The following is a 26,030-nucleotide window of genomic DNA, read 5'->3' as shown; positions in this document are numbered from 1 at the left end:
GCCGACGGCACGCCCAGCCGGTCCACCCAGGCTCGCGGGACCCGGGCGCGGCGCGGACCGGGAGGGCCCGGTGAACGCGCCCCCCACCCCCACGCTGGACGGAGCGCTGCGGGCACAGCCTCCTTCCCCGGGCGCGCTCCTGCCCCGTACGCCGGTCACCGGGCAGCGGCCCGGCCTGGCCCCCAAAGTCGTCCTCACCCTGGCCTGCGCGGGATACGCCGTCGGTGCCGCGTTCGGCTGGGGCTCGTCCGAAGTGGCCCTGTTCATGGGCGACTTCGGGCTGAGCGCCGCGGCCGGCACGGCCGCCGTCTCGTGCTTCCTCTACGCCCGCAGCCGCCGCACCCGCTTTCGACCCGCCTGGCTGCTGTTCGGCCTCTCCTCGACCATGGCATCCCTGGGCAACCTGGTGTGGGGGTGGTACGAGGTGGTCCTGGGGCTGCCCGTGCCCAGTCCCAGCTACGCCGACCTGTTCTTCCTCTGCTTCGCCCCGCCCGCGATCGTCGGGCTGCTGGTGCTCGCCAAGCGGCCCGTGACGAAGGCCGGCTGGGTCTGCCTCGGGCTGGACGCCTGGCTCATCGGCGGCTCGCTGCTGACGCTGGCCTGGAGCCTCGCCCTCGCCCAGGCCGCGAAGTCGGAAGGGCCCGGTGTGGCGCACATCGCGCTGTCGCTGGCCTATCCGCTGCTCGACATCGCGCTGGTCAGCATGGTGCTCGCACTGCACTTCAGGCGGTCCGCGGTGAACCGCTCCGCGGTCAACACCGCCATCGGCGCCCTCGCCCTGACCGTGATGTGCGACGCCCTGTTCACCTCACCGCTCATGCACCACGACTACCGCTCCGGGCAGCTCCTCGACGCGGGCTGGTTCGCCGGCTCGCTGCTCCTGGCGTACGCCCCGTGGGCGGGGGCCCGCGCGGAGCTCGACCGGTACGGCACCGCCGGGCACACCCGCGTGGTGCACGAACACGTGCCGGGGCAGCGCGCCGGCGCCCACCACCCGGCGCCCCCGCCCGACGCCGAGCACAGCCGGTATCCGGCCACCCGGCCCATCGCCGGCTCCCTCGCCGCGCTCACGCCGTATCTGGCGGCCGCCGTGTGCACCCTGGGGATCCTCTACAACGTCCTCAACGGCCGCAGCGTCGACCGCGTCGTCCTGCTCACCGGGGGCACGGTGGTCCTCGCGCTCGTCGTGCGCCAGGGCATCATGCTGCTCGACAACATCACCCTCACCCAGGAACTGGCGCAGAAGGAGAACCACTTCCGCTCCCTGGTCCAGGGCTCCAGCGACGTCATCATGATCGCCGCACCCAGCGGCGTCCTGCGCTACGTCTCCCCGGCCGCCGCCGGTGTCTACGGCCGTCCGGCGGAGGACCTGGTCGGTACGGAACTGGCCAACCTCATCCACCCCCAGGACCTGGGCTGCGTCGTGCACGAGGTACGCAGGTTCCTCGCCGCCAACCCGGTCGAGGAACCCACCACGCGCATCGAGTGCCGCTTCCGCTCGGGCGACGGAGAATGGCTCAACGTCGAGTCCACCATCAACCGCCACCACGGCGGCCTCATCTTCAACAGCCGTGACGTGACCGAACGGGTGCGCCTGCAGGCCCAGTTGCAGCACAACGCCGAACACGACCCGCTCACGGACCTGCCCAACCGCGCCCTGTTCACCAAGCGCGTCCAGCACGCCCTCTCGGGACGCCGCGCCTCCGACCGGGGCGTGGCCCTGCGGAACACGGCCGTGCTGTTCATCGACCTCGACGGCTTCAAGGCCGTCAACGACACGATCGGGCACCAGGCCGGGGACGAACTGCTCGTCCAGGCCGCCCGCAGACTCCAGGACTCCGTACGGCACGGCGACACCGCGTCCCGGCTCGGCGGGGACGAGTTCGCGGCCCTGATCGCCGGGGACAACACCCGCGACCGGGACGCCCGGGAGCGGCACATCCTGGAGCTCGCCGACCGCCTCAGGACGACCCTGTCCCAGCCCTACCTCATCGACGGCAACGATGTCCGGGTCAACGCCTCCATCGGCGTGGCCTTCGCGGAATCCGGCCTCGGCGCCGGCGAACTGCTGCGCAACGCCGACCTGGCCATGTACCGCGCCAAGGCCGGCGGCAAGGGCCGCGTCGAGCTGTACCGGCCGCAGATGCAGCAGGACGTCGTCCGCAAGGCGGAGCTGGCCACCCGGCTGCGGGCCGCGCTGCACGACGGGGAGTTCGCCCTGCTGCACCAGCCGGTGGTCTCCCTGGAGGACGGCCGGATCACGTCGGTGTCCGCCCAGGCGCGCTGGCGCTCCTCGCAGGGGGTGCTCTTCACCCCGGCGGAGTTCCTGCGCGTCGCCGAGGACGGCGACAAGACCGCCGAACTGGGCCGGTGGATGATCGAGGAGGCCGTCGAGCAGGCCGCCGAGCGGCACGCGGCCGGGCTGTCCGCGCCGGTCGTCGTCCGGATGAGCGCCCGCCGCCTGCTGGACCGGTCGATGCCGCTCGGCTCGATCGAGGCGCTGCTCACACGGCACGGACTGCCGTCCGGCTCGCTGATCATCGAGCTGTCGGACGCCGACCCGAGGGTCTCGCTGGACGAGCTGGAGCGGCGCCTGGGTGCGCTGCGGCGGGTCGGCGTACGGATCGCGCTCGACGGGTTCGGCAGCGGCTACGCGGCGATCACGGCCCTTCGGCGGCTCCCCGTCGACGTGCTGAAGCTCGACCGCGGTCTGGTCGAGGGCGTCGTCGAGTCCGCCCGCCTGTACAAGATCACCAGCGGGCTGCTGCGCATCGCGGGCGACCTCGGGCTGAAGTCCGTGGCCGAAGGGGTGGACCTGCCCGAGCAGGTCGTCGCCCTGCGCGCGATGGGCTGCACGCACGGACAGGGAATGGCCTTCTCCGGGCCGCTCGACGAGTACCGGCTGCGCCGGGCGCTCGCCGCCGGCCACTTTCCGGTGCCGGACGGACCGGCCGAGCCGGCGTTCGCGGGCGGCGCCCCGCGGGTGTACAGCTCGGGCATGTCCGCCGTCATCGGAGGCGGGACGACCCTTCGTTCACATAATGAGACTCCCGTCCCACCCACTTGACAGTGAGTGCGTGCCGGGGGGAGGGTCAGTGCCATGCGCACCCGAATTCTCGTACTTGGAAAGCGCGTCGGCTGACGCTGAGCCTCGACCGCTCAGCGACCCCACCCGGCGCGCTCCCCTCGCTTGCCTTATGGCACGAGGGGTTTTTTGTTGCACGGGCCCCTTCCGTGCGGCAGCCGAAGACCGTCCAAACCTCGCATAAACCCTCAGCATCTGAGAAGAGAATGCCGATGACCGAGCAGGCCACCGGGGCCCACCACCCGCAGCCCCGGCCCCGATCCGGAGGACACTCCGCCCCCGAGCAGGTGACGGGCGCACAGTCCCTCATCCGCTCTCTCGAGGAGGTCGGCGCCGACACGGTATTCGGCATTCCCGGCGGTGCGATCCTCCCGGCCTACGACCCGCTGATGGACTCCACCAGGGTGCGCCACGTCCTGGTCCGCCACGAGCAGGGCGCCGGTCACGCCGCCACCGGCTACGCCCAGGCCACCGGCAAGGTCGGCGTCTGCATGGCCACGTCCGGCCCCGGCGCCACCAACCTGGTCACCCCGATCGCCGACGCGCACATGGACTCCGTGCCGCTGGTCGCGATCACGGGCCAGGTGGCGTCCAAGGCGATCGGCACGGACGCCTTCCAGGAGGCGGACATCGTCGGCATCACCATGCCGATCACCAAGCACAACTTCCTCGTCACCAAGGCCGAGGACATCCCGCGGATCATCGCCCAGGCGTTCCACATCGCCTCCACCGGCCGTCCCGGCCCGGTCCTGGTCGACATCGCCAAGGACGCCCTCCAGGCGAAGACCACCTTCGCCTGGCCGCCCACCATGGACCTGCCCGGCTACCGCCCGGTGACCAAGCCGCACGCCAAGCAGATCCGCGAGGCCGCCAAGCTGATCACCCAGGCCAAGCGGCCCGTGCTGTACGTCGGCGGCGGTGTCATCAAGGCCAAGGCCACGGCCGAGCTGAAGGTCCTCGCCGAGCTCACCGGCGCGCCCGTCACCACCACCCTGATGGCGCTCGGCTCGTTCCCCGACAAGCACCCGCAGCACCTGGGCATGCCCGGCATGCACGGCTCCGTCGCCGCCGTCACCGGGCTGCAGAAGGCCGACCTGATCGTCGCCCTCGGCGCCCGCTTCGACGACCGCGTCACCGGCAAGCTGGACAGCTTCGCCCCGCTCGCCAAGATCGTCCACGCGGACATCGACCCGGCCGAGATCGGCAAGAACCGCGCCGCCGACGTGCCGATCGTCGGTGACGCCCGCGAGGTCATCGCCGACCTGATCCAGGCCGTCCAGAAGGAGCACAGCGAGGGCCATCAGGGCGACTACAGCTCCTGGTGGAACGACCTGAACCGCTGGCGCGACACCTACCCGCTCGGCTACGACCAGCCCGCCGACGGCTCGCTCTCCCCGCAGCAGGTCATCGAGCGCATCGGGCAGCTCGCCCCCGAGGGCACGATCTTCGCGGCGGGCGTCGGCCAGCACCAGATGTGGTCCGCCCACTTCATCGAGTACGACAAGCCGGGCACCTGGCTGAACTCCGGCGGCGCCGGAACCATGGGCTACGCCGTCCCGGCCGCCATGGGCGCCAAGGCCGGAGCGCCCGAGCGGGCCGTCTGGGCCATCGACGGCGACGGCTGCTTCCAGATGACCAACCAGGAACTCACCACCTGCGCCCTGAACAACATCCCGATCAAGGTCGCCGTCATCAACAACGGCGCCCTCGGGATGGTCCGCCAGTGGCAGACCCTCTTCTACAACCAGCGGTACTCCAACACCGTGCTGCACTCCGGCCCGGACGACGTCAACCCCGAGGCCCGCGGCACCCGCGTCCCCGACTTCGTGAAGCTGTCGGAGGCCATGGGCTGCTACGCCATCCGCTGCGAGTCCCCGGACGACCTCGACAAGGTCATCGAAGAGGCGAACTCCATCAACGACCGCCCCGTCGTCGTCGACTTCATCGTCCACGAGGACGCGATGGTCTGGCCGATGGTCGCCGCCGGCACCTCCAACGACGAGATCATGGCCGCCCGGGACGTCCGCCCCGACTTCGGCGACAACGAAGACGACTGAGCGAGAGAGACGTAAAAGACCATGTCCAAGCACACGCTCTCCGTCCTGGTGGAGAACACCCCCGGCATCCTCGCCCGGATCGCCGCCCTGTTCTCCCGCCGCGGCTTCAACATCGACTCGCTCGCGGTCGGCGTCACCGAGCACCCCGACATCTCCCGCATCACCATCGTCGTCGGCGTGGAGGACCTGCCGCTGGAGCAGGTCACCAAGCAGCTCAACAAACTCGTCAACGTGCTGAAGATCGTCGAGCTGGAGCCGTCACAGGCCGTGCAGCGCGAACTCGTTCTGGTGAAGGTGCGCGCCGACAACGAGACGCGCTCCCAGATCGTCGAGATCGTGCAGCTGTTCCGCGCCAAGACCGTCGACGTCTCCCCGGAGGCCGTCACCATCGAGGCCACCGGATCCGGCGAGAAGCTGACCGCGATGCTCAAGATGCTGGAGCCCTACGGCATCAAGGAACTCGTCCAGTCCGGCACCATCGCGATCGGACGCGGTGCCCGTTCCATCACGGACCGGTCGCTGCGCGCTCTGGACCGGTCGGCGTAACACCCGGAACGGGCGGTCGGAGCGCCTCCGTCCGCCCGTATTCCGAGACCCTCAGACTTCCCTTCCGCCCCCCGTCATACGGTGGGACGCAACACCTGCACTCCCGAGGAGAGAACCCAAAGTGGCCGAGCTGTTCTACGACGCCGACGCCGACCTGTCCATCATCCAGGGCCGCAAGGTCGCGGTCATCGGGTACGGCAGCCAGGGCCACGCCCACGCGCTGTCGCTCCGTGACTCGGGTGTCGACGTCCGCGTCGGTCTGCACGAGGGCTCCAAGTCCAAGGCCAAGGCCGAGGAGCAGGGCCTGCGCGTGGTGAGCCCGTCGGAGGCCGCCGCCGAGGCCGACGTCATCATGATCCTCGTCCCGGACCCGATCCAGGCGCAGGTCTACGAGGAGCACATCGCCCCCAACCTGAACGACGGCGACGCCCTGTTCTTCGGCCACGGCCTGAACATCCGCTTCGGCTTCATCAAGCCCCCGGCCGGCGTGGACGTCTGCATGGTCGCCCCGAAGGGCCCGGGCCACCTGGTCCGTCGCCAGTACGAGGAGGGCCGCGGCGTTCCCTGCATCGCCGCCGTCGAGCAGGACGCCACGGGCAACGGCTTCGCGCTGGCGCTGTCCTACGCCAAGGGCATCGGCGGCACCCGCGCCGGCGTCATCAAGACGACCTTCACCGAGGAGACCGAGACCGACCTGTTCGGTGAGCAGGCCGTCCTCTGCGGTGGCACCGCGGCGCTGGTCAAGGCCGGCTTCGAGACGCTGACCGAGGCGGGCTACCAGCCGGAGATCGCCTACTTCGAGTGCCTGCACGAGCTGAAGCTGATCGTGGACCTCATGTACGAGGGCGGCCTGGAGAAGATGCGCTGGTCGATCTCCGAGACCGCCGAGTGGGGCGACTACGTCACCGGCCCGCGCATCATCACCGACGCCACCAAGGCCGAGATGAAGAAGGTCCTCGCCGAGATCCAGGACGGCACCTTCGCGACCCAGTGGATGGACGAGTACCACGGCGGTCTGAAGAAGTACAACGAGTACAAGAAGCAGGACTCCGAGCACCTGCTGGAGACCACCGGCAAGGAGCTGCGCAAGCTGATGTCGTGGGTGAACGAGGACGCGTGACCCACCGGCCCCGCGGCGGTGCCCCCCGGCAGGGGGACGCCGCCGCGGGGGCTTCGCCCCGGACCCCTCCAGATCGGCACGTCTCGTCCGGGTGATCCTTCCGCAGCGGCACAGGACGACCCCCCGGGCGCCACTAGACTGCTGCACAGATACATACGCGTCAGGCCCACAGCGTCGTGCGTCTCCAACGCGGCAAGCACCCCTCCACCGCCTGCGGCCGTCGGGACGGCCGTCCGCAGCACTGGACTTGTGAGGACTCACGTGAGCTCGAAACCCGTCGTACTCATCGCTGAAGAGCTGTCGCCCGCCACCGTCGACGCACTGGGCCCGGACTTCGAGATCCGGCACTGCAACGGCGCCGACCGGGCGGAGCTGCTCCCGGCGATCGCCGACGTCGATGCGATTCTGGTCCGCTCGGCCACCAAGGTCGACGCCGAGGCCATCGCCGCCGCGAACAAGCTGAAGGTCGTCGCACGAGCCGGCGTCGGCCTGGACAACGTGGACGTCTCCGCCGCCACCAAGGCCGGCGTGATGGTCGTCAACGCCCCCACCTCGAACATCGTGACCGCGGCCGAACTGGCCTGCGGTCTGCTGGTCGCCACCGCCCGCAACATCCCGCAGGCCAACGCCGCGCTGAAGAACGGCGAGTGGAAGCGCAGCAAGTACACCGGCGTCGAGCTGGCCGAGAAGACCCTCGGCGTCGTCGGCCTCGGCCGCATCGGCGCGCTCGTCGCACAGCGCATGTCGGCCTTCGGCATGAAGGTCGTCGCCTACGACCCGTACGTGCAGCCCGCCCGCGCCGCGCAGATGGGCGTCAAGGTCCTGTCGCTGGACGAGCTGCTCGAGGTCTCCGACTTCATCACCGTCCACCTCCCCAAGACCCCCGAGACCCTCGGCCTGATCGGCGACGAGGCGCTGCGCAAGGTCAAGCCGAGCGTGCGCATCGTCAACGCCGCGCGGGGCGGGATCGTCGACGAGGAGGCGCTGTACTCCGCCCTCAAGGAGGGCCGGGTCGCCGGTGCCGGTCTCGACGTGTACGCGAAGGAGCCCTGCACGGACTCCCCGCTGTTCGAGTTCGACCAGGTCGTCTGCACCCCGCACCTCGGTGCCTCCACCGACGAGGCGCAGGAGAAGGCCGGTATCGCCGTGGCCCGCTCGGTGCGTCTCGCCCTCGCCGGTGAGCTCGTGCCGGACGCGGTGAACGTGCAGGGCGGTGTCATCGCCGAGGACGTCAAGCCGGGTCTGCCGCTCGCCGAGCGTCTGGGCCGGATCTTCACCGCGCTCGCCGGCGAGGTCGCGGTCCGCCTCGACGTCGAGGTGTACGGCGAGATCACCCAGCACGACGTGAAGGTGCTGGAGCTGTCCGCGCTCAAGGGTGTCTTCGAGGACGTCGTCGACGAGACGGTCTCCTACGTCAACGCGCCGCTGTTCGCGCAGGAGCGCGGTGTCGAGGTGCGCCTCACCACCAGCTCCGAGGCGACCGAGCACCGCAACGTCGTCACGGTGCGCGGCACGCTCTCCGACGGTGAGGAGGTGTCGGTGTCCGGCACGCTCGCCGGCCCCAAGCACCTTCAGAAGATCGTCGCGGTCGGTGACTACGACGTGGACCTCGCGCTCGCCGACCACATGGTGGTCCTGAAGTACGAGGACCGTCCCGGCGTGGTCGGCACGGTGGGCCGCATCCTCGGCGAGGCGGGCCTCAACATCGCCGGCATGCAGGTGTCGCGTGCGGTGGCCGGTGGCGAGGCACTGGCGGTCCTGACCGTGGACGACACGGTGACCGCGCCGGTGCTGGCCGAGGTGGCCGCGGAGATCGGGGCGACCTCGGCCCGGTCGGTGAACCTGGCCTGACCTGCCCGGGGGGCTTCACCCCCCGGGTGCATCCCGTTCGTCCTGAACGGGTCCGTCCTCAGACGCCGGACGGGCTGAGCTGCTCAGCCCGTCCGGCGTTCTTCGTCTCCCGGACCCGCCGCAGGGTCAGTACCGCCGCTGCCGCCGCACCGGCCAGCAGCACCGCACCCGTGACCGCTGCCGCGTGCATGCCGCTGGTGAAGGCCTCCCGGGCCGCCGTCGCCAGGGCGTCCCCCGCGCGCCCCGGGAGCCGGTCGGCCACGGCCAGGGCGCCGCCCAGGGTCTCGCGTGCCGCCGCCGGAGCCGAGTCCGGCATGTCGTGCCGGAAGACGGCCGTGCCGATGGAGCCGAGGAACGCCATGCTCAGCGCGCCGCCGAACTCCGTGCCCGTCTCCAGCAGGGACGATGCCGCGCCGGCCTTCTCGGCCGGGGCGGCGCTCAGGGCGAGGTCCGTGACCTGTGACATCACCGCGACGATGCCGCAGGCCAGGACGGCGCAAGCGGCGAGCAGCAGCCAGAGGGAGCCGGTTTTGGCCAGGGTCAGCATCACGTAGCCGCACGCGGCGACCGCGAAGCCTCCGCCGATCACGTGGGCGCGTGCGACGCCCCGCTGGACGAGCTGTGCGCAGACGGGCGCGGCGAGTGCGATGGGCACCGACGGCAGCAGGCTCCACAGCGCCGCTTCGAGGGGGCCTTTGTCCAGGACCGACTGGATGTACTGCGTCGTGAAGAACGCCGAGCCCATCATGCCGAAGGCGGCGGCGAGGTTGAGGACGAGTGCCGGGCTGAAGCCGGGGGCCCGGAACGGGTCCGGGGAGATCAGGGGGGAGGCCGTCGTGCGCTGGCGGTGGACGAACAGCGCGGCGAAGAGCAGGCCGACGGTCACCGACATCACGTACCGCACGTTCCAGCCCTCGGCCGCGAGTTCCTTCAGCCCGTAGATCACGGGGAGCACCGCCGCCATCGACACCGGGACGCTCAGCAGGTCGAAGCGGCCGGGGTCCGGCGTGCGCGACTCGGGCAGCAGGGCGGGTCCGAGGACCAGGAGCAGCAGCATCGCGGGCAGGTTGACCAGGAAGACCGAGCCCCACCAGAAGTGCTCGACCAGCATGCCGCTCATGACCGAGCCGAGCGCGATGCCGGCCGTCATCACGCCCGACCAGACACCGATCGCCTTGGTGCGCTGCGCGGGGTCCGTGAACATCGTGCGGACCAGGGCCATGGTGGACGGCATCAGCGTCGCGCCGCCGATGCCGAGGACCGCGCGGGCGGCGATGAGGGTCTCGGCGCTGTTCGCGTAGGCGGCGATCAGGGAGGCCGTGCCGAATGCGGCGGCGCCGATCAGCAGCAGCCTGCGGCGGCCGATGCGGTCGCCGAGCGAGCCCATCGTCATCAGCAGGCCGGCCAGCACGAAGCCGTAGATGTCGAAGATCCACAGCTGCTGGGTGGCGCTCGGTTCCAGATCGGCGCTGATCGCGGGAATCGCGAAGTAGAGGACCGAGACGTCCATCGAGACCAGCAGCAGCGGGAGCATCAGCACGCCGAGGGCCGTCCATTCACGGCGGCCGGCGAGGGCGGGAGAGGGCGGGGGGTTCGTCGTCATGGACAGGACTGTACGATCGTATTAAACGCTTGTCTAGTACGTCTGTTTAATACGTGCGTCTGGATAACGGGCTAGGCTGGCGTGCCATGGGACACCGTGAGGATCTGCTGGAGGGCGCCAAGCGCTGCCTGCTGGCGAAGGGCTTCCTGCGCACGACGGCGCGCGACATCGTCAAGGAGTCGGGGACCAACCTGGCGTCGATCGGCTACCACTACGGCTCCAAGGACGCGCTGCTGGCCCAGGCGTACGTGGAGATGGTGGAGGGCATGTCCGACGCCTTCGAGGGCGGCGGTGCGCTGCGCGGGGAGCCGGGCTCGCTGGAGCGCTTCACCGACGTCTGGGCGAACATCATCCAGACCATGCGGGAGCCCGGTTCCCTGTGGCGGCTCAGCATGGAGATCGTGGCCATGGGGGATCAGCTGCCGGAGGTGCGGGCGCATCTCGCACGGGCCCAGCGGGAGGGCGCGCGCGGCATCCTGCCGCTCTTCCTCGGCGGGCACGAGGACGACGTGACGGACGAGCAGGTGGACACCCTCGGGTCCTTCTACCTGACCCTGATGATGGGCCTGATGGCGCAGTGGACCTTCGACCCGGAGAGCGCGCCGGACGCCGAGCGGCTCACCGCCGGGCTGCGACAGGTGATCGAGGCCGCCGGGGGGAAGTGACGCCTCACCCGGTGCGCCGACGACCTGGTGGGCCCGTCCTCACAGGCGGTGCGCCTTCAGGGCCATGTGCAGCAGCAGGCGGTCCTCGCCGTCGTCCAGGTCGAGGCCGGTGAGCTTCTCGATGCGGGACAGACGGTAGTACAGGGTCTGGCGGTGGATGCCGAGTTCGGCGGCGGCCCGGGCGGCCTGGCCGGCGCAGTCGAGGAAGACCTCGGCGGTCCGGGCGAGTTCCTGGTGGGCCGGGGTGAGCAGCGCGCGGGCGACGGGGTCGTGGGCGACGTCGGGTGGCAGGGCCGTGAGCAGCCGGAACGGCCCGATCGACGCCCACTGCGCGACCGGCCCGAACCGCGTCTCGGCCCGTGCCGCCCGGGCTGCCGCCGACGCCTCGCGCCAAGCGGTGGCCGTTTCGGCGAGCCCGGAGCGCGGGGTGGCGATACCGGCGGCCGGTGCCCGTGCCGGTGTCGCTGCCGGGCGCGGGCCGCTGCCGCTCGGCCCACCGCTCTCCACGCCGCTTCCCCCACGCGCCCTCTCCAGCAGCCGCCCCGCCGCCGTGGTCGCCGGCGTCAGCACGTCCGAGGAGCGCAGGCGGATCAGCACCGCCAGACACTGGGCCGTCGCCCCCCACGGCAGGGTGCACAGCGCCGTCGCCCCCGGGATCGCGCGGACCGACGGGGCGTCGTCCGGGTCGGCCGAGGGCCAGGGCGCGACACACACCAGGGCGTGGAGGCCGTCGGCGCGGGGACCGAGGGCCGTGCGGAGCTCGGCGACGGCCATGTCGCCCGGCCAGCCGGGCTCGGCGGTCAGGACGGCCCGGAGCTCCCGGCTGAGGTCGGCGCCGTGCTGTGCCTCGTCCGCGAGCAGGGCACCGATGCGGGCCGTGACCCGCATGGCGGCGGACAGCTGTTGCTCGCTCGGGCCGGGATCGTCGTCCAGCAGCCAGACGTAGCCGTGCACCACTCCCCGGTGCCGGACGGGGAGGCAGATCCGGCCCCGCAGGACCCCGGCCTCCGGTGTCGGCGGGATACGGACCGGTTCCGTCGCGCGGGTGATGCCGAAGCCCTCGAACCAGGCCCGCACCGCGGCCGTCGAGCGGCGGGTGAGGATCGAGCGGGTGCGCACCGGGTCCAGGGCCGAGGGATCGAGGTCGCCCTCACTGTCGTAGGCACCGAAGGCGATCAGCTCGAAGTCCCGGTTCTCCAGGGTCGCGGGCGCGCCGAGCAGCTCCGAGATCTCGTCGACCAGCTCCTCGTAGTCGCCCCTGTGTTCCGACGTCACCCGGGCATTGTCGCGCACTTCCCGGGCCCCTTCATACATCTGTCTGAGATCTCCGGCACGGATGCGTGACAGCTGTCGATGGCCGACGATCGGAGGGATCCTTAGGTTTCACGGTGGTTCTCCGTGCCGTACCCGACGCGTCGCCGCGAGGGGTCCGGCCTTCACGTTGCTTGTGCTCTGGAGGTGCCCCGTGCTGGGTCCCGTGATTCTCGCCGCGTCACGCAGCGACCGGATGCGACGCCTGATCTCGGCGGCCCCGGTGACCAAGCAGGTCGTCGACCGCTTCATCCCCGGCGAGGACGTCGACGACATCGTCCCCGTCGTACTCGACCTGACCGGGCAGGGACTGGAGCTGACGATGGACGTCGTCGGCGAGGACATCACCAGCCCCGCGCAGGCCGCCGCCGCCCGGGACGCCTACCTGGAGCTCGTGGACCGCCTCAAGCCGCTGGAGCTCGGCACCCGCGCCGAGATGTCGGTCAAGCTGTCGATGTTCGGGCAGGCCCTCCCGTCGCCCACCACCACCCCGTTCGAAGGGCCCTCCGGGCCCACCCCCACATTCCGGGGCGGCCACGAGCTGGCCCTGGAGAACGTCCGCCCGGTCGTCGAGGCCGCCGCCGAGATCGGCACCACGGTCACGCTCGACGCCGAGGACCACACCACCCTCGACTCGATGTTCGCCATCCACGAGGAACTGCGGAAGGACTTCCCGCAGACCGGCTGCGTGATCCAGGCCTACCTGTTCCGCACCGAGGCCGACGCCCGCCGCCTCGCGGAGAGCGGCAGCCGGGTCCGCCTGGTCAAGGGCGCGTACAAGGAGCCCGCCTCCGTCGCGTACCAGGACAAACACGAGATCGACCGGGCATACGTACGCATTCTGCGGACGTTGATGCAGGGGGAGGGGTACCCGATGATCGGATCCCACGACCCGCGCCTGATCGCGATCGGCCAGGAACTCGCCCACCAGGCCGGGCGCAAGCCCGACGAGTACGAGTTCCAGATGCTCTACGGCATCCGCACCGACGAGCACCTGCGGCTGGCCGCCGAGGGCCACCGGATGCGCGTCTACACCGCGTACGGCACCGACTGGTACGGCTACTTCATGCGCCGTCTCGCGGAGAAGCCGGCCAACCTGCGCTTCTTCGCCCGCTCGATGCTCACCAAGGGCTGACAGCCTTCAAGGGCTGAGACCGACACACCGCTCAGTAAGGAGTTACGGAAAACATGGACGCTGTGACCCAGGTCCCCACCCCCGTCAACGAGCCGGTGCACGGCTACGCCCCCGGCTCGCCCGAGCGGGCCCGGCTGGAGGCCAAGCTGAAGGAGCTGGCCGACAACCCGGTCGACCTGCCCTGCACCATCGGCGGCGAGAAGCGGATGGGCGGCGGCGAGGCCTTCCAGGTCGTCCAGCCGCACAACCACAAGGCCGTGCTCGGCACGTACCGCAACGCCACCCAGCAGGACGCGCAGGACGCCATCGACGCGGCCCTGGCCGCCGCGCCCGCCTGGCGTGCGATGGCCTTCGACGACCGCGCGGCGATCATCCTGCGCGCCGCCGAGCTGCTGTCCGGCCCGTGGCGGGAGACGCTCGCCGCCTCCACCATGCTCGGCCAGTCCAAGACCGCCCAGCAGGCCGAGATCGACACGCCCTGCGAGCTGATCGACTTCTGGCGCTTCAACGTCTCCTACGCCCGCAAGCTCCTGGCCGAGCAGCCCCCGGCCAACGCCCCGGGCGTGTGGAACCGTCTGGACCACCGTCCGCTGGAGGGCTTCGTCTACGCGATCACGCCCTTCAACTTCACCGCCATCGCGGGCAACCTGCCGACGGCCCCCGCCCTGATGGGCAACGTCGTCGTGTGGAAGCCGTCTCCGACGCAGACCCACGCCGCCGTGCTGCTCATGCAGCTGCTGGAGGAGGCCGGTCTGCCCAAGGGCGTCATCAACCTCGTCACCGGTGACGGCATCGAGGTCTCCGAGGTCGCCCTGGAGCACCGCGACCTCGCCGGCATCCACTTCACCGGCTCGACCAAGACCTTCCAGTACCTGTGGAAGACGGTCGGCGCCAACATCGAGAAGTACCGCACCTACCCGCGCCTGGTCGGCGAGACCGGCGGCAAGGACTTCCTCGTCGCCCACCCGTCGGCCGACCCGGCGATCCTGAAGACGGCGCTGACCCGGGGTGCCTTCGAGTACCAGGGCCAGAAGTGCAGCGCCACGTCCCGGGCGTACGTCCCCGCCTCGATCTGGAACTCCGGCTTCAAGGAGGAGTTCGCGGCCGAGGTCGACGGCATCAAGATGGGCGACGTCACCGACCTGTCGAACTTCATCGGCGCCGTCATCGACGAGCGTGCCTTCGCCAAGAACAAGGCCGCCATCGACCGGGCCAAGGAGGACGCCTCCTGCACGATCGTCGCGGGCGGCAGCTACGACGACTCCGAGGGGTACTTCGTCCGCCCGACCGTCATCGAGTGCACCGACGCCGACAACGAGGTCTTCCGCACCGAGTACTTCGGCCCGATCCTCGCCGTGCACGTCTACGAGGACGACAAGTACGACGAGATGCTGACCCAGATGGAGTCCGTCTCCGACTACGCCCTGACCGGCTCGGTCGTCGCGAACGACCGCGCGGCCGCCGCCTACACGGCGAACAAGCTCCGCTACGCGGCCGGCAACTTCTACATCAACGACAAGTCCACCGGCGCCGTCGTCGGCCAGCAGCCCTTCGGCGGCGGCCGTGCCTCCGGCACCAACGACAAGGCCGGTGCCCCGCAGAACCTGATGCGCTGGACCCTGACCCGCGCCATCAAGGAGACGCTGGTCCCGCCGACGGACTACACCTACCCGCACATGGGCTGACACCCCGCCGCACCGACGGGCCAGGCCGAAAAGACCTGGCCCGTCGGCGTGTCCGGGGAAAGACTGGGCCGATGACCATCCGCATGCGCACCGCCCACACCGCCGACCTGACCCCCGCCGAACTCGACGCCGCGCGCGGCCTGCTGGACGCCGCGTTCGAGGGTGACTTCGGTGACGAGGACTGGGACCACGGACTCGGCGGTGTGCACGCCCTCGTCCACGACGGCTCGGGGCTCGTCGCGCACGGGGCGGTCGTGATGCGACGGGTGCGGCACCGCGGCCGGTGGCTGCGAGCCGGGTACGTCGAGAACGTCGCCGTCCGCGCCGACGCCCGGCGCACCGGCCTCGGCGGACGGGTGATGGCGGAGCTGGAACGCGTCGTCGACCGGGCCTACGATCTCGGCGCCCTCTCCGCCAGTGACGAGGGCGCCCGCCTCTACACCTCCCGGGGCTGGCGGCTCTGGGACGGCCGGGTGCACGCCCTCAGCCCGCTCGACGGCATCGTCCGGCTGCCCGAAGAAGAGGCCAGCACGTTCGTGCGGCCCGCCCTCGCCGGTCCGCTCGACCCCGCGCACGAACTCGTCTTCGACTGGCGCGACGGTGACGTGCTCTAAGAGAGCGCCGCAGGTCAGGACGGTGTGACCCAGTCCGCCGTCTCAGATAGTAGGAAGTCCGAGTAATTGTGGAGACAGACGCTCCGGCCTCCCTTAGCTTTGTAGGAGCCGAACGTCTCGCTCGACCAAGCGAAGGGCGGTCGTGAGCCGGGCCCCGTGCAGGCAACCCCTGCGGCACCGCGCTCCCCGCCCCATCCGGCGTCTCGCAACCCTCCCTGTTGCACTCCGCGCTGTCGAAGGAGTCGATTTCCCATGGCCGAGACGACCGTCCGCCGCCGAGTCCGTCACGTTTCCCGTACGACCGAGTCCGACCGGAAGAACGCCGCCGCCGCGCTCCAGCGCGCCCTGGACCGCAGGGACAACGGCGGGTCGAGCGGCCACTGAGCCGCACGCCGCGACCGACCGGGAGCCGCCCGACGAGGTGCGGTGCGGGGCCTCACGCCCCGCGCCGCACCTCGAAATGGTCGATCCGCTCGCCGCTCGACGCCAGCGCCGACACCTTCAGCTCCGGCCTGGCGCCGCCGACCGCCTCCACCGAGAGGAACGAGAAACCGCGGTAACGCACCCGTGACCACTGCGCCGACTCCTCCTCGGTGCCCTGCGACCTGGTCCACCGGAACGTGCTGACCGCCTCGTGGTCGGCGGTGTTGCCCTCGTAGCTCTCCTTCACGCCGTCGGGGAAGCCGTACAGCTCCTTGCCGCCGCCGCCCGCGGTGACGTAGACGATCCCGTCCCGCCGCGGGTCCGTCGTGCCGCCGACCGGCACCGGCCGGCCCACCTCGCCGCCCTTGACGGCGTCGGTCCGCTCGTAGACGTGATTGTGCCCGTTGATCACCAGGTCCACCTCGTGCCGGGCGAACAGCGGCAGCCACTCGGCGCGCACCCCGCCGTCGGAGGCGTGCGTGGACGTCGAGTACGCGCAGTGGTGGAAGAAGACGACGATGAAGTCGACGTCCTTCGAAGCCCGCAACTCGCCGAGCTTCGAGTCCAGCCACTTCGTCTGCCTCCCCTCCGAGTAGCCGAAGTTGGCGGGGATCTCGTACGACACGTCGTTCGCGTCCAGCGCGACCACACCGACGTTGCCGTACGCGAAGGCGTACACGCCCGGTGCCGTGCGCGCGTCGAAGCCGCTGTCCGGCAGGGAGAACCGGGCGAGTTGACCCCCGTAGCCGTCCGGCGAGTACCAGGCCTCCATGTCGTGGTTGCCGGTCGTCACCATCCACGGCACCGACCGGGCCACCGGCTCGGTCTGCTTCAGGAACCGGTCCCACTGGGTCGCGTCGAAGACGTCCGACTCCTTGCCCTTGCCGGTCGGGTCGGCGTAGCAGATGTCGCCGGCGTGCAGATGGAAGGCGGGCTTCCGGCCCAGCAGCGTACGGTCGTTGAGGGCCGCCTCATCTCCGACACCCTGGTCGCCGAACGCGGTGAACACGAACCGCTCGGGCGGACGCGCCGGTGCCGTCCGGAAGGACGTGACGGTCGACCGGTGCCGTGGGGAGGCCGGGTCGAAGCCCTCGTGGCCGACGCCGTAGTAGTACGTCGTGTCCGGGCGCAGGCCGTCCAGCGCGGCGTGCAGGTAGTACTGCTCGACCGCCGCCCGGATGCCCTTCAGCTCCGGGGTGCGCAGGTCGCGCAGCTCCGCTTCGACCTTGCGACCGAGGTCGTCGGGGCGCAGCCCCACCCGGACGTACGGCTTGCGCACCGCGAGCGGCACCTGCCAGGAGATCCGCATCTGCGTCTTCGGGTCGGCGCCGAAGGCCAGATGGCGGCCGAAGGGGGTGATCAGGGAGCCGGGCGCCTCCGACGTGCTCGGTGATGGGCCGCCGGTGGCCGTGGCACCGTTCTGCCCAGAACGGGAACCGGAGCCGGAACAGCCGGTCAGCAGCCCGCTCGCCACCGCGCCCGCCGTCACCAGGGTGCGCCGCCGCGACAGCCGCGTCCGCAGGTACTCGTGCTGCTCCGCCATGCTCATGCGGCCGGCGAGCTCGGGCGGGATGCCGAAGTGGGGGATCTCCATGTCCAGTGAATCTCCCAGCGGAGGTCAACGGCCGCACCCCATACGGGTGAACGGCATCCGACGGACGCGTGCCTTCCCCCGGCCGGGTGCATCCCGGCTGTCCGCATCCCGGACGCCGCATGTCATCCCATGGGACGAGGAGTAGGGTGCCCGCATGTCTCGCAGCCTCAATCTCGCAGTGATCCCCGGTGACGGCATCGGCCAGGAGGTCGTGGCCGAAGGCCTGAAGGTCCTCTCCGCCGTCCTTCCGCAGGATGTGAAGCTGGAGACCGAGGAGTACGACTTCGGCGCCCGGCGCTACCACGCCACCGGTGAGACCCTCACCGACGCCGATCTCGACGCCCTGAAGCGGCACGACGCCATCCTGCTCGGCGCGATCGGCGACCCGTCGGTGCCGTCCGGCGTCCTGGAGCGGGGCTTCCTGCTCAAGCTGCGCTTCGCCTTCGACCACCACGTCAACCTGCGCCCGTCGAAGCTGCTGCCGGGTGTGGCCACCCCGCTGGCCGGCGAACCGCAGATCGACTTCGTCGTGGTCCGTGAGGGCACCGAGGGCCCCTACACCGGCAACGGCGGCACGATCCGCAAGGGCACCGTGCACGAGGTCGCCACCGAGGTCTCCGTGAACACGGCCTTCGGTGTCGAGCGCGTGGTGCGTGACGCCTTCGCCCGGGCCCAGGCCCGCCCGCGCAAGAAGCTGGCGCTGATCCACAAGAACAACGTGCTGACCTTCGCCGGTCACCTGTGGACGAACATCTTCAACCGGGTGGCCGAGGAGTTCCCCGAGGTCACCACCGAGTACATGCACGTGGACGCGGCGACGATCTACCTCGTCACGCAGCCCGAGCGCTTCGACGTGATCGTCACCGACAACCTCTTCGGCGACATCATCACCGACCTGGCCGCGGCCGTCTCCGGCGGCATCGGCGTCGCCGCCAGCGGCAACATCAACCCCTCCGGCGAGTTCCCGTCGATGTTCGAGCCCGTGCACGGCTCGGCCCCCGACATCGCCGGCCAGGGCAAGGCCGACCCGACCGCCACCGTGCTGTCCGTCGCCCTGCTGCTGCGCCACCTCGGCTACGAGGCCGAGGCCGCCCGCATCGACGAGGCGGTCTCCGCCGATCTCGCCGAGCGCACCGGCAGGCCCGCCCGCTCCACTTCCGAGATCGGCGACGCACTCGCCGTACGCGTAGCCGGCTGACCCGCCGCTGCTCTCCGCAAGCCGCCGGGTCGCATCCGCGCCCGGCGGCTTCCGCATGTTCCCCGCCGGGTGCCACCATCGACCACACCGGGCCGCAGTCACCCCGTTCCTTCCACGGCCGCCTCCGGGCGATAATCGAACGCGAGGCCGCGCAATGAGGAATGCTCGGACGTCCTAGCACTGGTCACCACCAGAGCAGTACCGAGCGCGGCCCGTCACTACAACCGGTGAAGGACATCAACCCATGACGACGCCCACGATCGAGCTCAAGCCCTCCGCCCACCCGCTCTCCGCCGCCGAGCGCGAGCAGATCCTGGCCCAACCCGGTTTCGGCCGCCACTTCACCGACCACATGGTGACGATCAAGTGGACGGAAGGCCGTGGCTGGCACGACGGCCAGCTCGTGCCGTACGCGCCGATCTCCCTCGACCCCGCCACCACGGTGCTGCACTACGCGCAGGAGATCTTCGAGGGGCTGAAGGCCTACCGCCAGCCCGACGGGTCCGTCGCCACCTTCCGGCCGGAGAAGAACGCCGAGCGGTTCCAGCGCTCCGCCCGCCGGCTGGCCATGCCGGAGCTTCCGGTCGAGACGTTCATCGAGGCGTGTGACGTCCTGGTGCAGCAGGACAAGGCGTGGGTGCCGGCGCACGGCGGCGAGGAGTCCCTCTACCTGCGCCCGTTCATGATCGCCACGGAGGTCGGGCTGGGCGTGAAGCCGGCCAACGAGTACCTCTTCCTGGTGATCGCCTCCCCGGCCGGGGCGTACTTCCCCGGCGGCGTGAAGCCGGTGTCCATCTGGGTCTCCGAGGACCGCGTCCGTGCCGTCCCCGGCGGCATGGGCGACGCGAAGACGGGCGGCAACTACGCGGCGTCCCTGCTCGCGCAGGCCGAGGCCGCGACGAAGGGCTGCGACCAGGTCTGCTACCTCGACGCCGTGGAGCACACCTGGGTCGAGGAGCTGGGCGGCATGAACCTGTACTTCGTGTACGGGAACAAGATCGTCACGCCATCCCTGACCGGGTCGATCCTGGAGGGCGTCACGCGCGACTCCCTGCTCGCCGTCGCCCGAGACCTCGGGTACGAGGCCGAGGAGGGCCGGGTCTCGGTCGACCAGTGGCAGCGGGACTCGGAGAACGGGTCGCTGACCGAGGTCTTCGCCTGCGGTACGGCGGCGGTGATCACTCCCGTCGGCACGGTGAAGCGGGCCACGGCGGAGTGGAAGCAGAGCGGGGGAGAGCCGGGCGAGGTCACGCTGCGGCTGCGCCAGGCGCTGCTGGACATTCAGCGGGGTACGGCCTCGGACGCGCACGGTTGGATGCACCGCCTGGGCTGAGCACTCCCGGCCCCCGGGGGCTCCGCCCCCGGACCCCCGGGCCTATGCCCACCCACCGCCCGACTCGGTCGGACAGGAAGCCGGACCTTCGCCCCGCCGGGATCCGGTCGGTCAAGAAGCCGGGCGCGAATCGATCGGACGAGAAGCGGGCGTCGCCTCACCGGCCCCGGGCTCCTCTGCGGGAGACCCCGGGGTCGACAGCGCATAAGCCACCCCTCCCACCACCCCCGACAGCAGGAAACTGCAGTCCACCCCGCCGGTCAGCGCCAGCAGCGGACCCTCGTACGACGGCAGGGACACCGCCAGGACGCCCACCGTCGCCCCGGCCGCCCAGGACAGGGTCGCGGGGACGTTCCAGCCGGAGCGGTACCAGTAGACGCCGCCCCGCGCGCGGCGGTTGAAGACCTGGAGGGCGTCCGCGTCGTAGACCCCGCCGCAGCGGGCGAAGCCGATGAGGGTGATGACCGCCCAGGGCGTGCCGATGGCGGTCAGCAGCAGCACGAAGGACGTCATCGCGTCCTGCGCGGTCGAGAAATAGTGCCCGGCGAAGACGCAGGCCGTGGCGACGGCCGCGACCACGTACGTGGCCCGGGCCCGGGAGGCGCGCGGCAGGATCGCGTCCAGGTCGAGGCCCATCGAGTACAGCATCAGCCCCGCGTTGCCGACCGAGCCCGCCGAGGCCGCGAGCAGCAGCGGGACCAGGTACCAGGACGGGGCCGCCTCGACCAGCGGGCCCGCGTAGTCGAGGGCCGCCCCGGCCGCGTACGCGGTGAACGTGCCGAACAGCTGCGGCACCAGCAGGCCCAGCAGCAGCCCCAGCCAGGTCGCGTGCAGCACCCGGCGGGAGGAGTGCCGGGCCGGTGAGATGTAGCGGGTGTAGTCGCCGAGCAGCGTGATGAACGCGACCGGCCCGGACAGCCCGGCGGCCACCGCCGCGAGCAGCCAGGTGGGCCAGAAGCCGCCCAGGAGATAACCGCCGGCCTCCGGCAGCGCGGCGGTGGTGAAGGCGGGCGCGTACGCGACCACCCCCACGGCCAGCAGGGCCGTCATGCCGAACGCCAGCACCCGGGACATCGCCAGCAGCACCCGGTAGCCGTACACCGCACCGGCGACGGTGGCCGCGGCGAGCAGCCCGTAGACGACGCCGTACGCCACCCCGTCCTGCGGCAGTCCGGCCAGCCGGCCCAGGACGCTCACCATCACGTCCCCGCCGATCCACACCGTCAGCGCGGTGTAGCCGAGGGCCAGGAGCAGTCCGACCACCGAGCCGACCAGCCGCCCGCGCACCCCGAACTGGGCGCCGGAGGAGGTCGACAGATTGGTGCCGGTGCGCAGCGAGACCAGCGCCAGCGGAGCCGTGAACAGCACGCCCACCACCGTGCCCGCCAGTACCGCGCTGACGGACGACCACCAGTCCAGGCCGAAGGACGGCGGCAGCCAGCCGAAGACGATCACGCCCAGGCAGAGGTTGGAGCCGAGCAGGATCGAGACGAGGTCGCGTGGCCCGCTCGTGCGTTCCTCCTCCGGGATGGTGTCGACTCCGCGCTGTTCGATCGGCATGCTGGTCTCCCTTGGTTAGAACGACGTTCAATGTGCTGTGTGCATTACTTCGCCGTCAACCTTTCGGTCGAGGGAATTTCATGTTTAGAGTGATGCTCTAAATGGAGGGAGTGACATGCGGCTGACCCCGACCGAACGCGACCGGCTGCTGCTCTTCGGCGCTGCCGAACTCGCCCGCGCCCGCCGGGCCAGGGGGCTCAGGCTCAACGTCCCCGAGGCGACCGCGCTCATCGCCGACACGGTGTGCGAGGCCGCCCGGGACGGCAAGCGGCTCGCGGAGGCCGTGGAGGCCGCCCGGTCCGTCCTCGGGCCCGGCGACGTGCTGCCCGGCGTCGCCGACGTCGTCGCGGAGGTGCATGTCGAGGCCGTCTTCGACGACGGCTCCCGGCTCGCGGTCGTGTCCGACCCCATCGGCGGCGGCTCGGGGCCGGACGCCCCCGGCGCGCTGCTGCCCGGGCCGGAGCATCCCGAGCCCGAGCCGGCCGAGCGGCTCACGGTCACCAACACCGCGACCGTGCCCGTCTCGGTGACCTCCCACTTCCACTTCTTCGAGGCCAACCCGCGGCTCGACTTCGACCGCGGCCGGGCCTACGGCATGCGCCTCGCCGTGCCCGCGGGGTCCTCCGTGCGCTTCGGGCCGGGGGAGAGCGCCGAGGTCGGGCTGGTGCCGATCGGGGGCGAGCGGATCGCCATCGGTTTCGCCGGGCTCGTCGACGGGCCGCTGGACGCGCCGGGCGCCAAGGAGGAGGCCCTGAAGCGGGCCGCCGCCTGCGGCTACCTCGGCGTACCGGAAACAGCTGATCAGGAGGTCGAGCGATGAGCCGCCCAGGAGGCCACCCCGCCGAGGCGCGCCGCCTCACCCCGTACGAGTACGCCGCCGCCCACGGGCCCCGCGCCGGTGACCGCATCCGCCTGGGCGACTCCGGGCTGATCGTGCGGGTCGAGTCCGACTCCCAGCGGTACGGCGACGAGTTCCTCGCCGGGTTCGGCAAGACCGCCCGCGACGGACTGCACCTCAAGGCCGCCGCCGTCCGCGAGACCTGTGACGTCGTCATCAGCAACGTCGTCGTCATCGACGCCGTGCAGGGCGTGCGGAAGGTCTCCATCGGCATCCGCGAGGGCCGCATCTGCGCGATCGGGCGGGCCGGCAACCCCGACACCCTCGACGGGGTCGACGTCATCGTCGGCACGGGCACCTCGATCGTCTCCGGCGAAGGCCTCATCGCCACCGCCGGGGCCGTCGACACCCATGTCCACCTGCTGTCGCCGCGCATCATGGAGGCCTCGCTCGCCTCCGGCGTGACCACGATCATCGGGCAGGAGTTCGGCCCGGTGTGGGGCGTCGGCGTCAACTCGCCCTGGGCGCTGCGCCACGCGTTCAACGCCTTCGACGCCTGGCCCGTCAACATCGGCTTCCTGGGCCGGGGGTCCTCCTCGTACGAGGCGCCCCTGATCGAGGCCCTCGCCGAGGGCGGGGCGAGCGGCTTCAAGGTGCACGAGGACATGGGCGCCCACACCCGCGCGCTCGACACCGCCCTGCGCGTCGCCGAGGAGCACGACGTGCAGGTCGCCCTGCACAGCGACGGGCTGAACGAGTGCCTGTCGGTGGAGGACACCCTGCGCGTGCTGGAAGGCCGCACCATCCACGCCTTCCACATCGAGGGCTGCGGCGGCGGGCACGTCCCCAACGTGCTGAAGATGGCGGGCGTGCCGAACGTCATCGGCTCCTCCACCAACCCGACCCTGCCCTTCGGCCGGGACGCCGTCGCCGAGCACTACGGCATGATCGTCTCCGTCCACGACCTCAAGACCGACCTGCCCGGCGACGCCGCCATGGCCCGGGACCGCATCCGGGCCGGAACCATGGGCGCCGAGGACGTCCTGCACGACCTGGGGGCGATCGGCATCACCTCGTCGGACGCGCAGGGCATGGGACGCGCCGGCGAGACCGTCCGCCGTACGTTCGCCATGGCCGGGAAGATGAAGGCCGAGTTCGGCGCTCCCGGCGACGGCCACGACAACGAGCGCGTCCTGCGCTACATGGCCAAGCTCACCATCAACCCCGCCCTCGCGCACGGGCTTTCGCACGAGGTGGGATCCATCGAGACCGGCAAGCTCGCCGACATCGTGCTGTGGCGGCCCGAGTACTTCGGCGCCAAACCGCAACTGGTGCTGAAGGCCGGCTTCCCGGCGTACGGCGTGGTCGGCGACCCGGGCGCGGCGACCGACACCTGCGAACCCCTCGTCCTCGGGCCGCAGTTCGGCGCGCATGGGGCGACACCGGCCGACATCTCGGTGGCGTTCGTCGCGCGGGCCGCGCTCGACCAGGGGCACGACACCATGCCGACCCGGCGCCGCAGGGTCGCCGTGCGCGGTACCCGCGGCATCGGCCCGGCCGACCTGCGCCTCAACTCCCGTACCGGAGCCGTCGACGTCGACCAGCGCACCGGTCTGGTCACCCTCGACGGCGAGCCGCTGCGCTCCGAACCCGCCGACTCCGTCTCCCTCAACCGTCTCTACTTCCTCTGAGGATCAACGATGCCCGCAGCCGCCGACGGCTTCCGCATGCCCGCCGAATGGGCCCCGCACGAGCGCACCTGGATGGCCTGGCCGGGCCCGAACCAGACCTTCGACGACCCCGCGGAACTGGCCGCCGCCCGGGTCGCGTGGGCCGCGGTCGCCCGGACCGTGCGGCGTTTCGAACCGGTGACGGTGGTGTGCGGGCCGGGGCAGTCGGGCGAGGCTCGTGCCCTGCTGGGCGACGGCGTCGACACGGTCGAGCGGGACCTCGACGACGCCTGGATGCGCGACATCGGCCCCACCTTCCTGACCGACGGGAAGGGCCGACTGGCCGCCGTCGACTGGACGTTCAACGGCTGGGGCGCCCAGGAGTGGGCCCGCTGGGAGCACGACGCGAAGGTCGCCGCGCACGTCGCCGATCTCGCCGGGGCGCGGACGTACGCCTCGAGGCTCGTCAACGAGGGCGGGGCGATCCACGTCGACGGCGAGGGCACGGTCCTGCTGACCGAGACCGTCCAGCTCGGTCCGGAGCGCAACCCGGGCTGGTCCCGCGAGCAGGCCGAGGCCGAGATCCACGCACAGCTCGGCACCCGCAAGGCGATCTGGCTGCCGCGCGGCCTGACCGGCGACTACCCTCCGCACGGCTTCGGCACCCTCGGCCACGTCGACATCGTCGCGGCCTTCGCCCGCCCGGGCGTCGTCGTGGCGCACTCCCAGCCGGACCCCGCCCACCCCGACCACGAGGTGACCCGGGAGGCCATCGGCCTGCTGAAGGCACAGACGGACGCGCGCGGCCGCCGCCTGGAGGTCGTCGAGGTTCCCGCCCCGACCGTCCTGGAGGCCGACGGCCACTGGGCCGACTACTCCTACATCAACCACTACCTGTGCAACGGCGGCGTGGTGCTGTGCGGCTTCGACGACCCGCGCGACGAGATCGCCGCCGGCATCTTCCGCCGCCTGTTCCCCGAGCGGACCGTGACGCTGGTGGACGCCCGTACGATCTTCGCGGGCGGTGGCGGCATCCACTGCATCACCCAGCAGCAGCCGAGGATCTAGGAGTGCACATGGCCGGAGGGCGACGGCAGGCGCCGCCCCGTGAGGACGTCCTCGTCGCGGCCATGGAGATGATCGCCGAGCGCGGCCTGGAGAAGCTCACCATGGCGGCGCTCGGCCGCCAGGTCGGGATGAGCAGCGGCCACCTGCTCTACTACTTCGGCTCCAAGGACGAGCTGCTGCTGCGCACCCTGGAGTGGAGCGAGGGCCGGCTCGGCGCCGAGCGGGGGCGCCTGCTCACCCGGACCGCGCCCGCCCGTGAACGCCTCGACGCCTACGTCGACCTGTACGTCCCCGACGGCCACCGCGACCCCCACTGGACGCTGTGGCTGGAGGTCTGGAACCGCTCGCAGAACGCCGACACGGAGGCCCGCGACCGGCAGGCCGCCATCGAGGGCGCCTGGCACCGCGACCTGGTCGCCCTGCTCGCCGAGGGCATCTCGCGCGGGGAGTTCCGGCGCGTCGACCCGGACCGCTTCGCCGCCCGGCTGCGGGCGCTGCTCGACGGCTTCTCCATCCACGTGGCGATCGGCCTGCGCGGCACCGACCGGGCGCAGATCCTGGACCACGTGCGGGAGTTCCTCGCCGACAGCCTCCTCGCGGACGCCTGAACGTACGCCCGGGTTGTACTCGATATGACGGATTGACCCTCCGGCCCGTGGTGATGTTGGCTCGGG

20 protein-coding genes are annotated in these 26,030 nt (G+C 71.3%); 16 read left to right on the top strand and 4 right to left on the bottom strand.

All coding sequences use genetic code 11. The annotated features are described in order from the left end of the window. The first annotated feature begins 70 nt into the window (after window positions 1-70). From ACFZDI_RS00965 to serA, 5 genes are all read left to right on the top strand, one after another. Window positions 71-3,067: an EAL domain-containing protein gene (locus ACFZDI_RS00965; RefSeq protein WP_391246921.1), complete on the top strand. Its 2,997-nt coding sequence runs from the start codon at window positions 71-73 to the stop codon at window positions 3,065-3,067. Between the two features lie 230 nt (window positions 3,068-3,297). Continuing rightward, entirely contained in the window at window positions 3,298-5,142 is a 1,845-nt protein-coding gene (locus ACFZDI_RS00960; protein WP_234845323.1) for an acetolactate synthase large subunit, read from the top strand. Between the two features lie 21 nt (window positions 5,143-5,163). Continuing rightward, window positions 5,164-5,688 carry an acetolactate synthase small subunit gene (gene ilvN / locus ACFZDI_RS00955; RefSeq protein ID WP_003993148.1) on the top strand — a complete coding sequence of 175 codons (525 nt, stop codon included), beginning with the start codon at window positions 5,164-5,166 and terminating at the stop codon, window positions 5,686-5,688. 121 nt (window positions 5,689-5,809) lie between these two features. After that, complete coding sequence (ilvC, locus tag ACFZDI_RS00950; RefSeq protein WP_234845322.1) at window positions 5,810-6,808, top strand: ketol-acid reductoisomerase; 999 nt, start codon at window positions 5,810-5,812, stop codon at window positions 6,806-6,808. A 261-nt stretch (window positions 6,809-7,069) separates the two neighbouring features. Next, entirely contained in the window at window positions 7,070-8,659 is a 1,590-nt protein-coding gene (gene serA, locus ACFZDI_RS00945) for a phosphoglycerate dehydrogenase (protein ID WP_234845321.1), read from the top strand. A gap of 58 nt (window positions 8,660-8,717) precedes the next feature. Here the strand turns inward: serA and ACFZDI_RS00940 are convergent, their stop codons facing one another. Further along, complete coding sequence (locus tag ACFZDI_RS00940; protein WP_391246918.1) at window positions 8,718-10,262, bottom strand: MFS transporter; 1,545 nt, start codon at window positions 10,260-10,262, stop codon at window positions 8,718-8,720. 86 nt (window positions 10,263-10,348) lie between these two features. Between ACFZDI_RS00940 and ACFZDI_RS00935 the strand changes: the two genes are divergently transcribed. Then, a complete protein-coding gene (locus ACFZDI_RS00935; RefSeq protein ID WP_234845319.1) occupies window positions 10,349-10,927 on the top strand; it encodes a TetR/AcrR family transcriptional regulator in 579 nt (192 codons plus the stop codon). 39 nt (window positions 10,928-10,966) lie between these two features. On the opposite strand, the gene ACFZDI_RS00930 is transcribed toward ACFZDI_RS00935, so the two are convergent. Continuing rightward, a complete protein-coding gene (locus ACFZDI_RS00930; protein WP_391246916.1) occupies window positions 10,967-12,241 on the bottom strand; it encodes a helix-turn-helix domain-containing protein in 1,275 nt (424 codons plus the stop codon). Window positions 12,242-12,392: 151 nt separating this feature from the next. Between ACFZDI_RS00930 and ACFZDI_RS00925 the strand changes: the two genes are divergently transcribed. From ACFZDI_RS00925 to ACFZDI_RS00910, 4 genes are all read left to right on the top strand, one after another. After that, entirely contained in the window at window positions 12,393-13,373 is a 981-nt protein-coding gene (locus ACFZDI_RS00925) for a proline dehydrogenase family protein (RefSeq protein WP_391246914.1), read from the top strand. 53 nt (window positions 13,374-13,426) lie between these two features. Further along, a complete protein-coding gene (gene pruA / locus ACFZDI_RS00920) occupies window positions 13,427-15,058 on the top strand; it encodes an L-glutamate gamma-semialdehyde dehydrogenase (RefSeq protein ID WP_391246912.1) in 1,632 nt (543 codons plus the stop codon). Between the two features lie 71 nt (window positions 15,059-15,129). Beyond that, entirely contained in the window at window positions 15,130-15,672 is a 543-nt protein-coding gene (locus ACFZDI_RS00915) for a GNAT family N-acetyltransferase (RefSeq protein ID WP_391246910.1), read from the top strand. Between the two features lie 252 nt (window positions 15,673-15,924). Next, complete coding sequence (locus ACFZDI_RS00910) at window positions 15,925-16,056, top strand: hypothetical protein (protein ID WP_104781486.1); 132 nt, start codon at window positions 15,925-15,927, stop codon at window positions 16,054-16,056. Between the two features lie 52 nt (window positions 16,057-16,108). On the opposite strand, the gene ACFZDI_RS00905 is transcribed toward ACFZDI_RS00910, so the two are convergent. Further along, window positions 16,109-17,689: a fibronectin type III domain-containing protein gene (locus ACFZDI_RS00905; protein ID WP_391246908.1), complete on the bottom strand. Its 1,581-nt coding sequence runs from the start codon at window positions 17,687-17,689 to the stop codon at window positions 16,109-16,111. Window positions 17,690-17,843: 154 nt separating this feature from the next. Here ACFZDI_RS00905 and ACFZDI_RS00900 point away from each other — a divergent pair, with 154 nt between their 5' ends. Beyond that, window positions 17,844-18,887, top strand: a complete 1,044-nt coding sequence (locus ACFZDI_RS00900) for a 3-isopropylmalate dehydrogenase (protein ID WP_391246906.1) — start codon at window positions 17,844-17,846, stop codon at window positions 18,885-18,887. A gap of 244 nt (window positions 18,888-19,131) precedes the next feature. After that, window positions 19,132-20,220, top strand: coding sequence for a branched-chain amino acid aminotransferase (locus ACFZDI_RS00895; protein WP_234845313.1), 1,089 nt, complete (start codon window positions 19,132-19,134; stop codon window positions 20,218-20,220). A 111-nt stretch (window positions 20,221-20,331) separates the two neighbouring features. Here ACFZDI_RS00895 and ACFZDI_RS00890 read toward each other — a convergent pair whose 3' ends face one another. After that, window positions 20,332-21,780: a cytosine permease gene (locus ACFZDI_RS00890; protein WP_391246904.1), complete on the bottom strand. Its 1,449-nt coding sequence runs from the start codon at window positions 21,778-21,780 to the stop codon at window positions 20,332-20,334. A gap of 115 nt (window positions 21,781-21,895) precedes the next feature. Between ACFZDI_RS00890 and ureA the strand changes: the two genes are divergently transcribed. The 4 genes from ureA to ACFZDI_RS00870 are packed head-to-tail and all read left to right on the top strand — an operon-like array spanning window position 21,896 to window position 25,964. After that, window positions 21,896-22,600 carry an urease subunit gamma gene (ureA, locus tag ACFZDI_RS00885; protein WP_234848416.1) on the top strand — a complete coding sequence of 235 codons (705 nt, stop codon included), beginning with the start codon at window positions 21,896-21,898 and terminating at the stop codon, window positions 22,598-22,600. Further along, on the top strand, window positions 22,597-24,309 hold the full coding sequence (locus tag ACFZDI_RS00880; RefSeq protein ID WP_391246901.1) for an urease subunit alpha: 1,713 nt from the start codon (window positions 22,597-22,599) through the stop codon (window positions 24,307-24,309). The genes ureA and ACFZDI_RS00880 overlap by 4 nt, the downstream gene beginning before the upstream one ends. Before the next feature lie 9 nt (window positions 24,310-24,318). Further along, window positions 24,319-25,356 (top strand): agmatine deiminase family protein, encoded by a 1,038-nt coding sequence (locus ACFZDI_RS00875; RefSeq protein WP_391246899.1) that lies wholly within the window; start codon window positions 24,319-24,321, stop codon window positions 25,354-25,356. An 8-nt stretch (window positions 25,357-25,364) separates the two neighbouring features. Beyond that, on the top strand, window positions 25,365-25,964 hold the full coding sequence (locus ACFZDI_RS00870) for a TetR/AcrR family transcriptional regulator (RefSeq protein WP_361118903.1): 600 nt from the start codon (window positions 25,365-25,367) through the stop codon (window positions 25,962-25,964). Window positions 25,965-26,030: the final 66 nt, after the last annotated feature.

Source organism: Streptomyces sp. NPDC007907 (genome assembly GCF_042959365.1).
GTDB classification, from domain to species: Bacteria; Actinomycetota; Actinomycetes; order Streptomycetales; family Streptomycetaceae; genus Streptomyces; species Streptomyces indiaensis.
The sequence above is the reverse complement of the archived record's forward strand: the minus strand, read 5'-3'. Positions and strand labels throughout refer to the sequence as shown.

Coding starts and splice junctions, on each gene's coding strand:
- ACFZDI_RS00960 (WP_234845323.1), top strand. CDS start 3,298: ATGACCGAGCAGGCCACCGGGGCCCACCACCCGCAGCCCCGGCCCCGA.
- ilvN (WP_003993148.1), top strand. CDS start 5,164: ATGTCCAAGCACACGCTCTCCGTCCTGGTGGAGAACACCCCCGGCATC.
- ACFZDI_RS00940 (WP_391246918.1), bottom strand. CDS start 10,262: ATGACGACGAACCCCCCGCCCTCTCCCGCCCTCGCCGGCCGCCGTGAA.
- ACFZDI_RS00935 (WP_234845319.1), top strand. CDS start 10,349: ATGGGACACCGTGAGGATCTGCTGGAGGGCGCCAAGCGCTGCCTGCTG.
- ACFZDI_RS00930 (WP_391246916.1), bottom strand. CDS start 12,241: ATGTATGAAGGGGCCCGGGAAGTGCGCGACAATGCCCGGGTGACGTCG.
- pruA (WP_391246912.1), top strand. CDS start 13,427: ATGGACGCTGTGACCCAGGTCCCCACCCCCGTCAACGAGCCGGTGCAC.
- ACFZDI_RS00915 (WP_391246910.1), top strand. CDS start 15,130: ATGACCATCCGCATGCGCACCGCCCACACCGCCGACCTGACCCCCGCC.
- ACFZDI_RS00910 (WP_104781486.1), top strand. CDS start 15,925: ATGGCCGAGACGACCGTCCGCCGCCGAGTCCGTCACGTTTCCCGTACG.
- ACFZDI_RS00905 (WP_391246908.1), bottom strand. CDS start 17,689: ATGGAGATCCCCCACTTCGGCATCCCGCCCGAGCTCGCCGGCCGCATG.
- ACFZDI_RS00900 (WP_391246906.1), top strand. CDS start 17,844: ATGTCTCGCAGCCTCAATCTCGCAGTGATCCCCGGTGACGGCATCGGC.
- ACFZDI_RS00895 (WP_234845313.1), top strand. CDS start 19,132: ATGACGACGCCCACGATCGAGCTCAAGCCCTCCGCCCACCCGCTCTCC.
- ACFZDI_RS00890 (WP_391246904.1), bottom strand. CDS start 21,780: ATGCCGATCGAACAGCGCGGAGTCGACACCATCCCGGAGGAGGAACGC.
- ureA (WP_234848416.1), top strand. CDS start 21,896: ATGCGGCTGACCCCGACCGAACGCGACCGGCTGCTGCTCTTCGGCGCT.
- ACFZDI_RS00880 (WP_391246901.1), top strand. CDS start 22,597: ATGAGCCGCCCAGGAGGCCACCCCGCCGAGGCGCGCCGCCTCACCCCG.
- ACFZDI_RS00875 (WP_391246899.1), top strand. CDS start 24,319: ATGCCCGCAGCCGCCGACGGCTTCCGCATGCCCGCCGAATGGGCCCCG.
- ACFZDI_RS00870 (WP_361118903.1), top strand. CDS start 25,365: ATGGCCGGAGGGCGACGGCAGGCGCCGCCCCGTGAGGACGTCCTCGTC.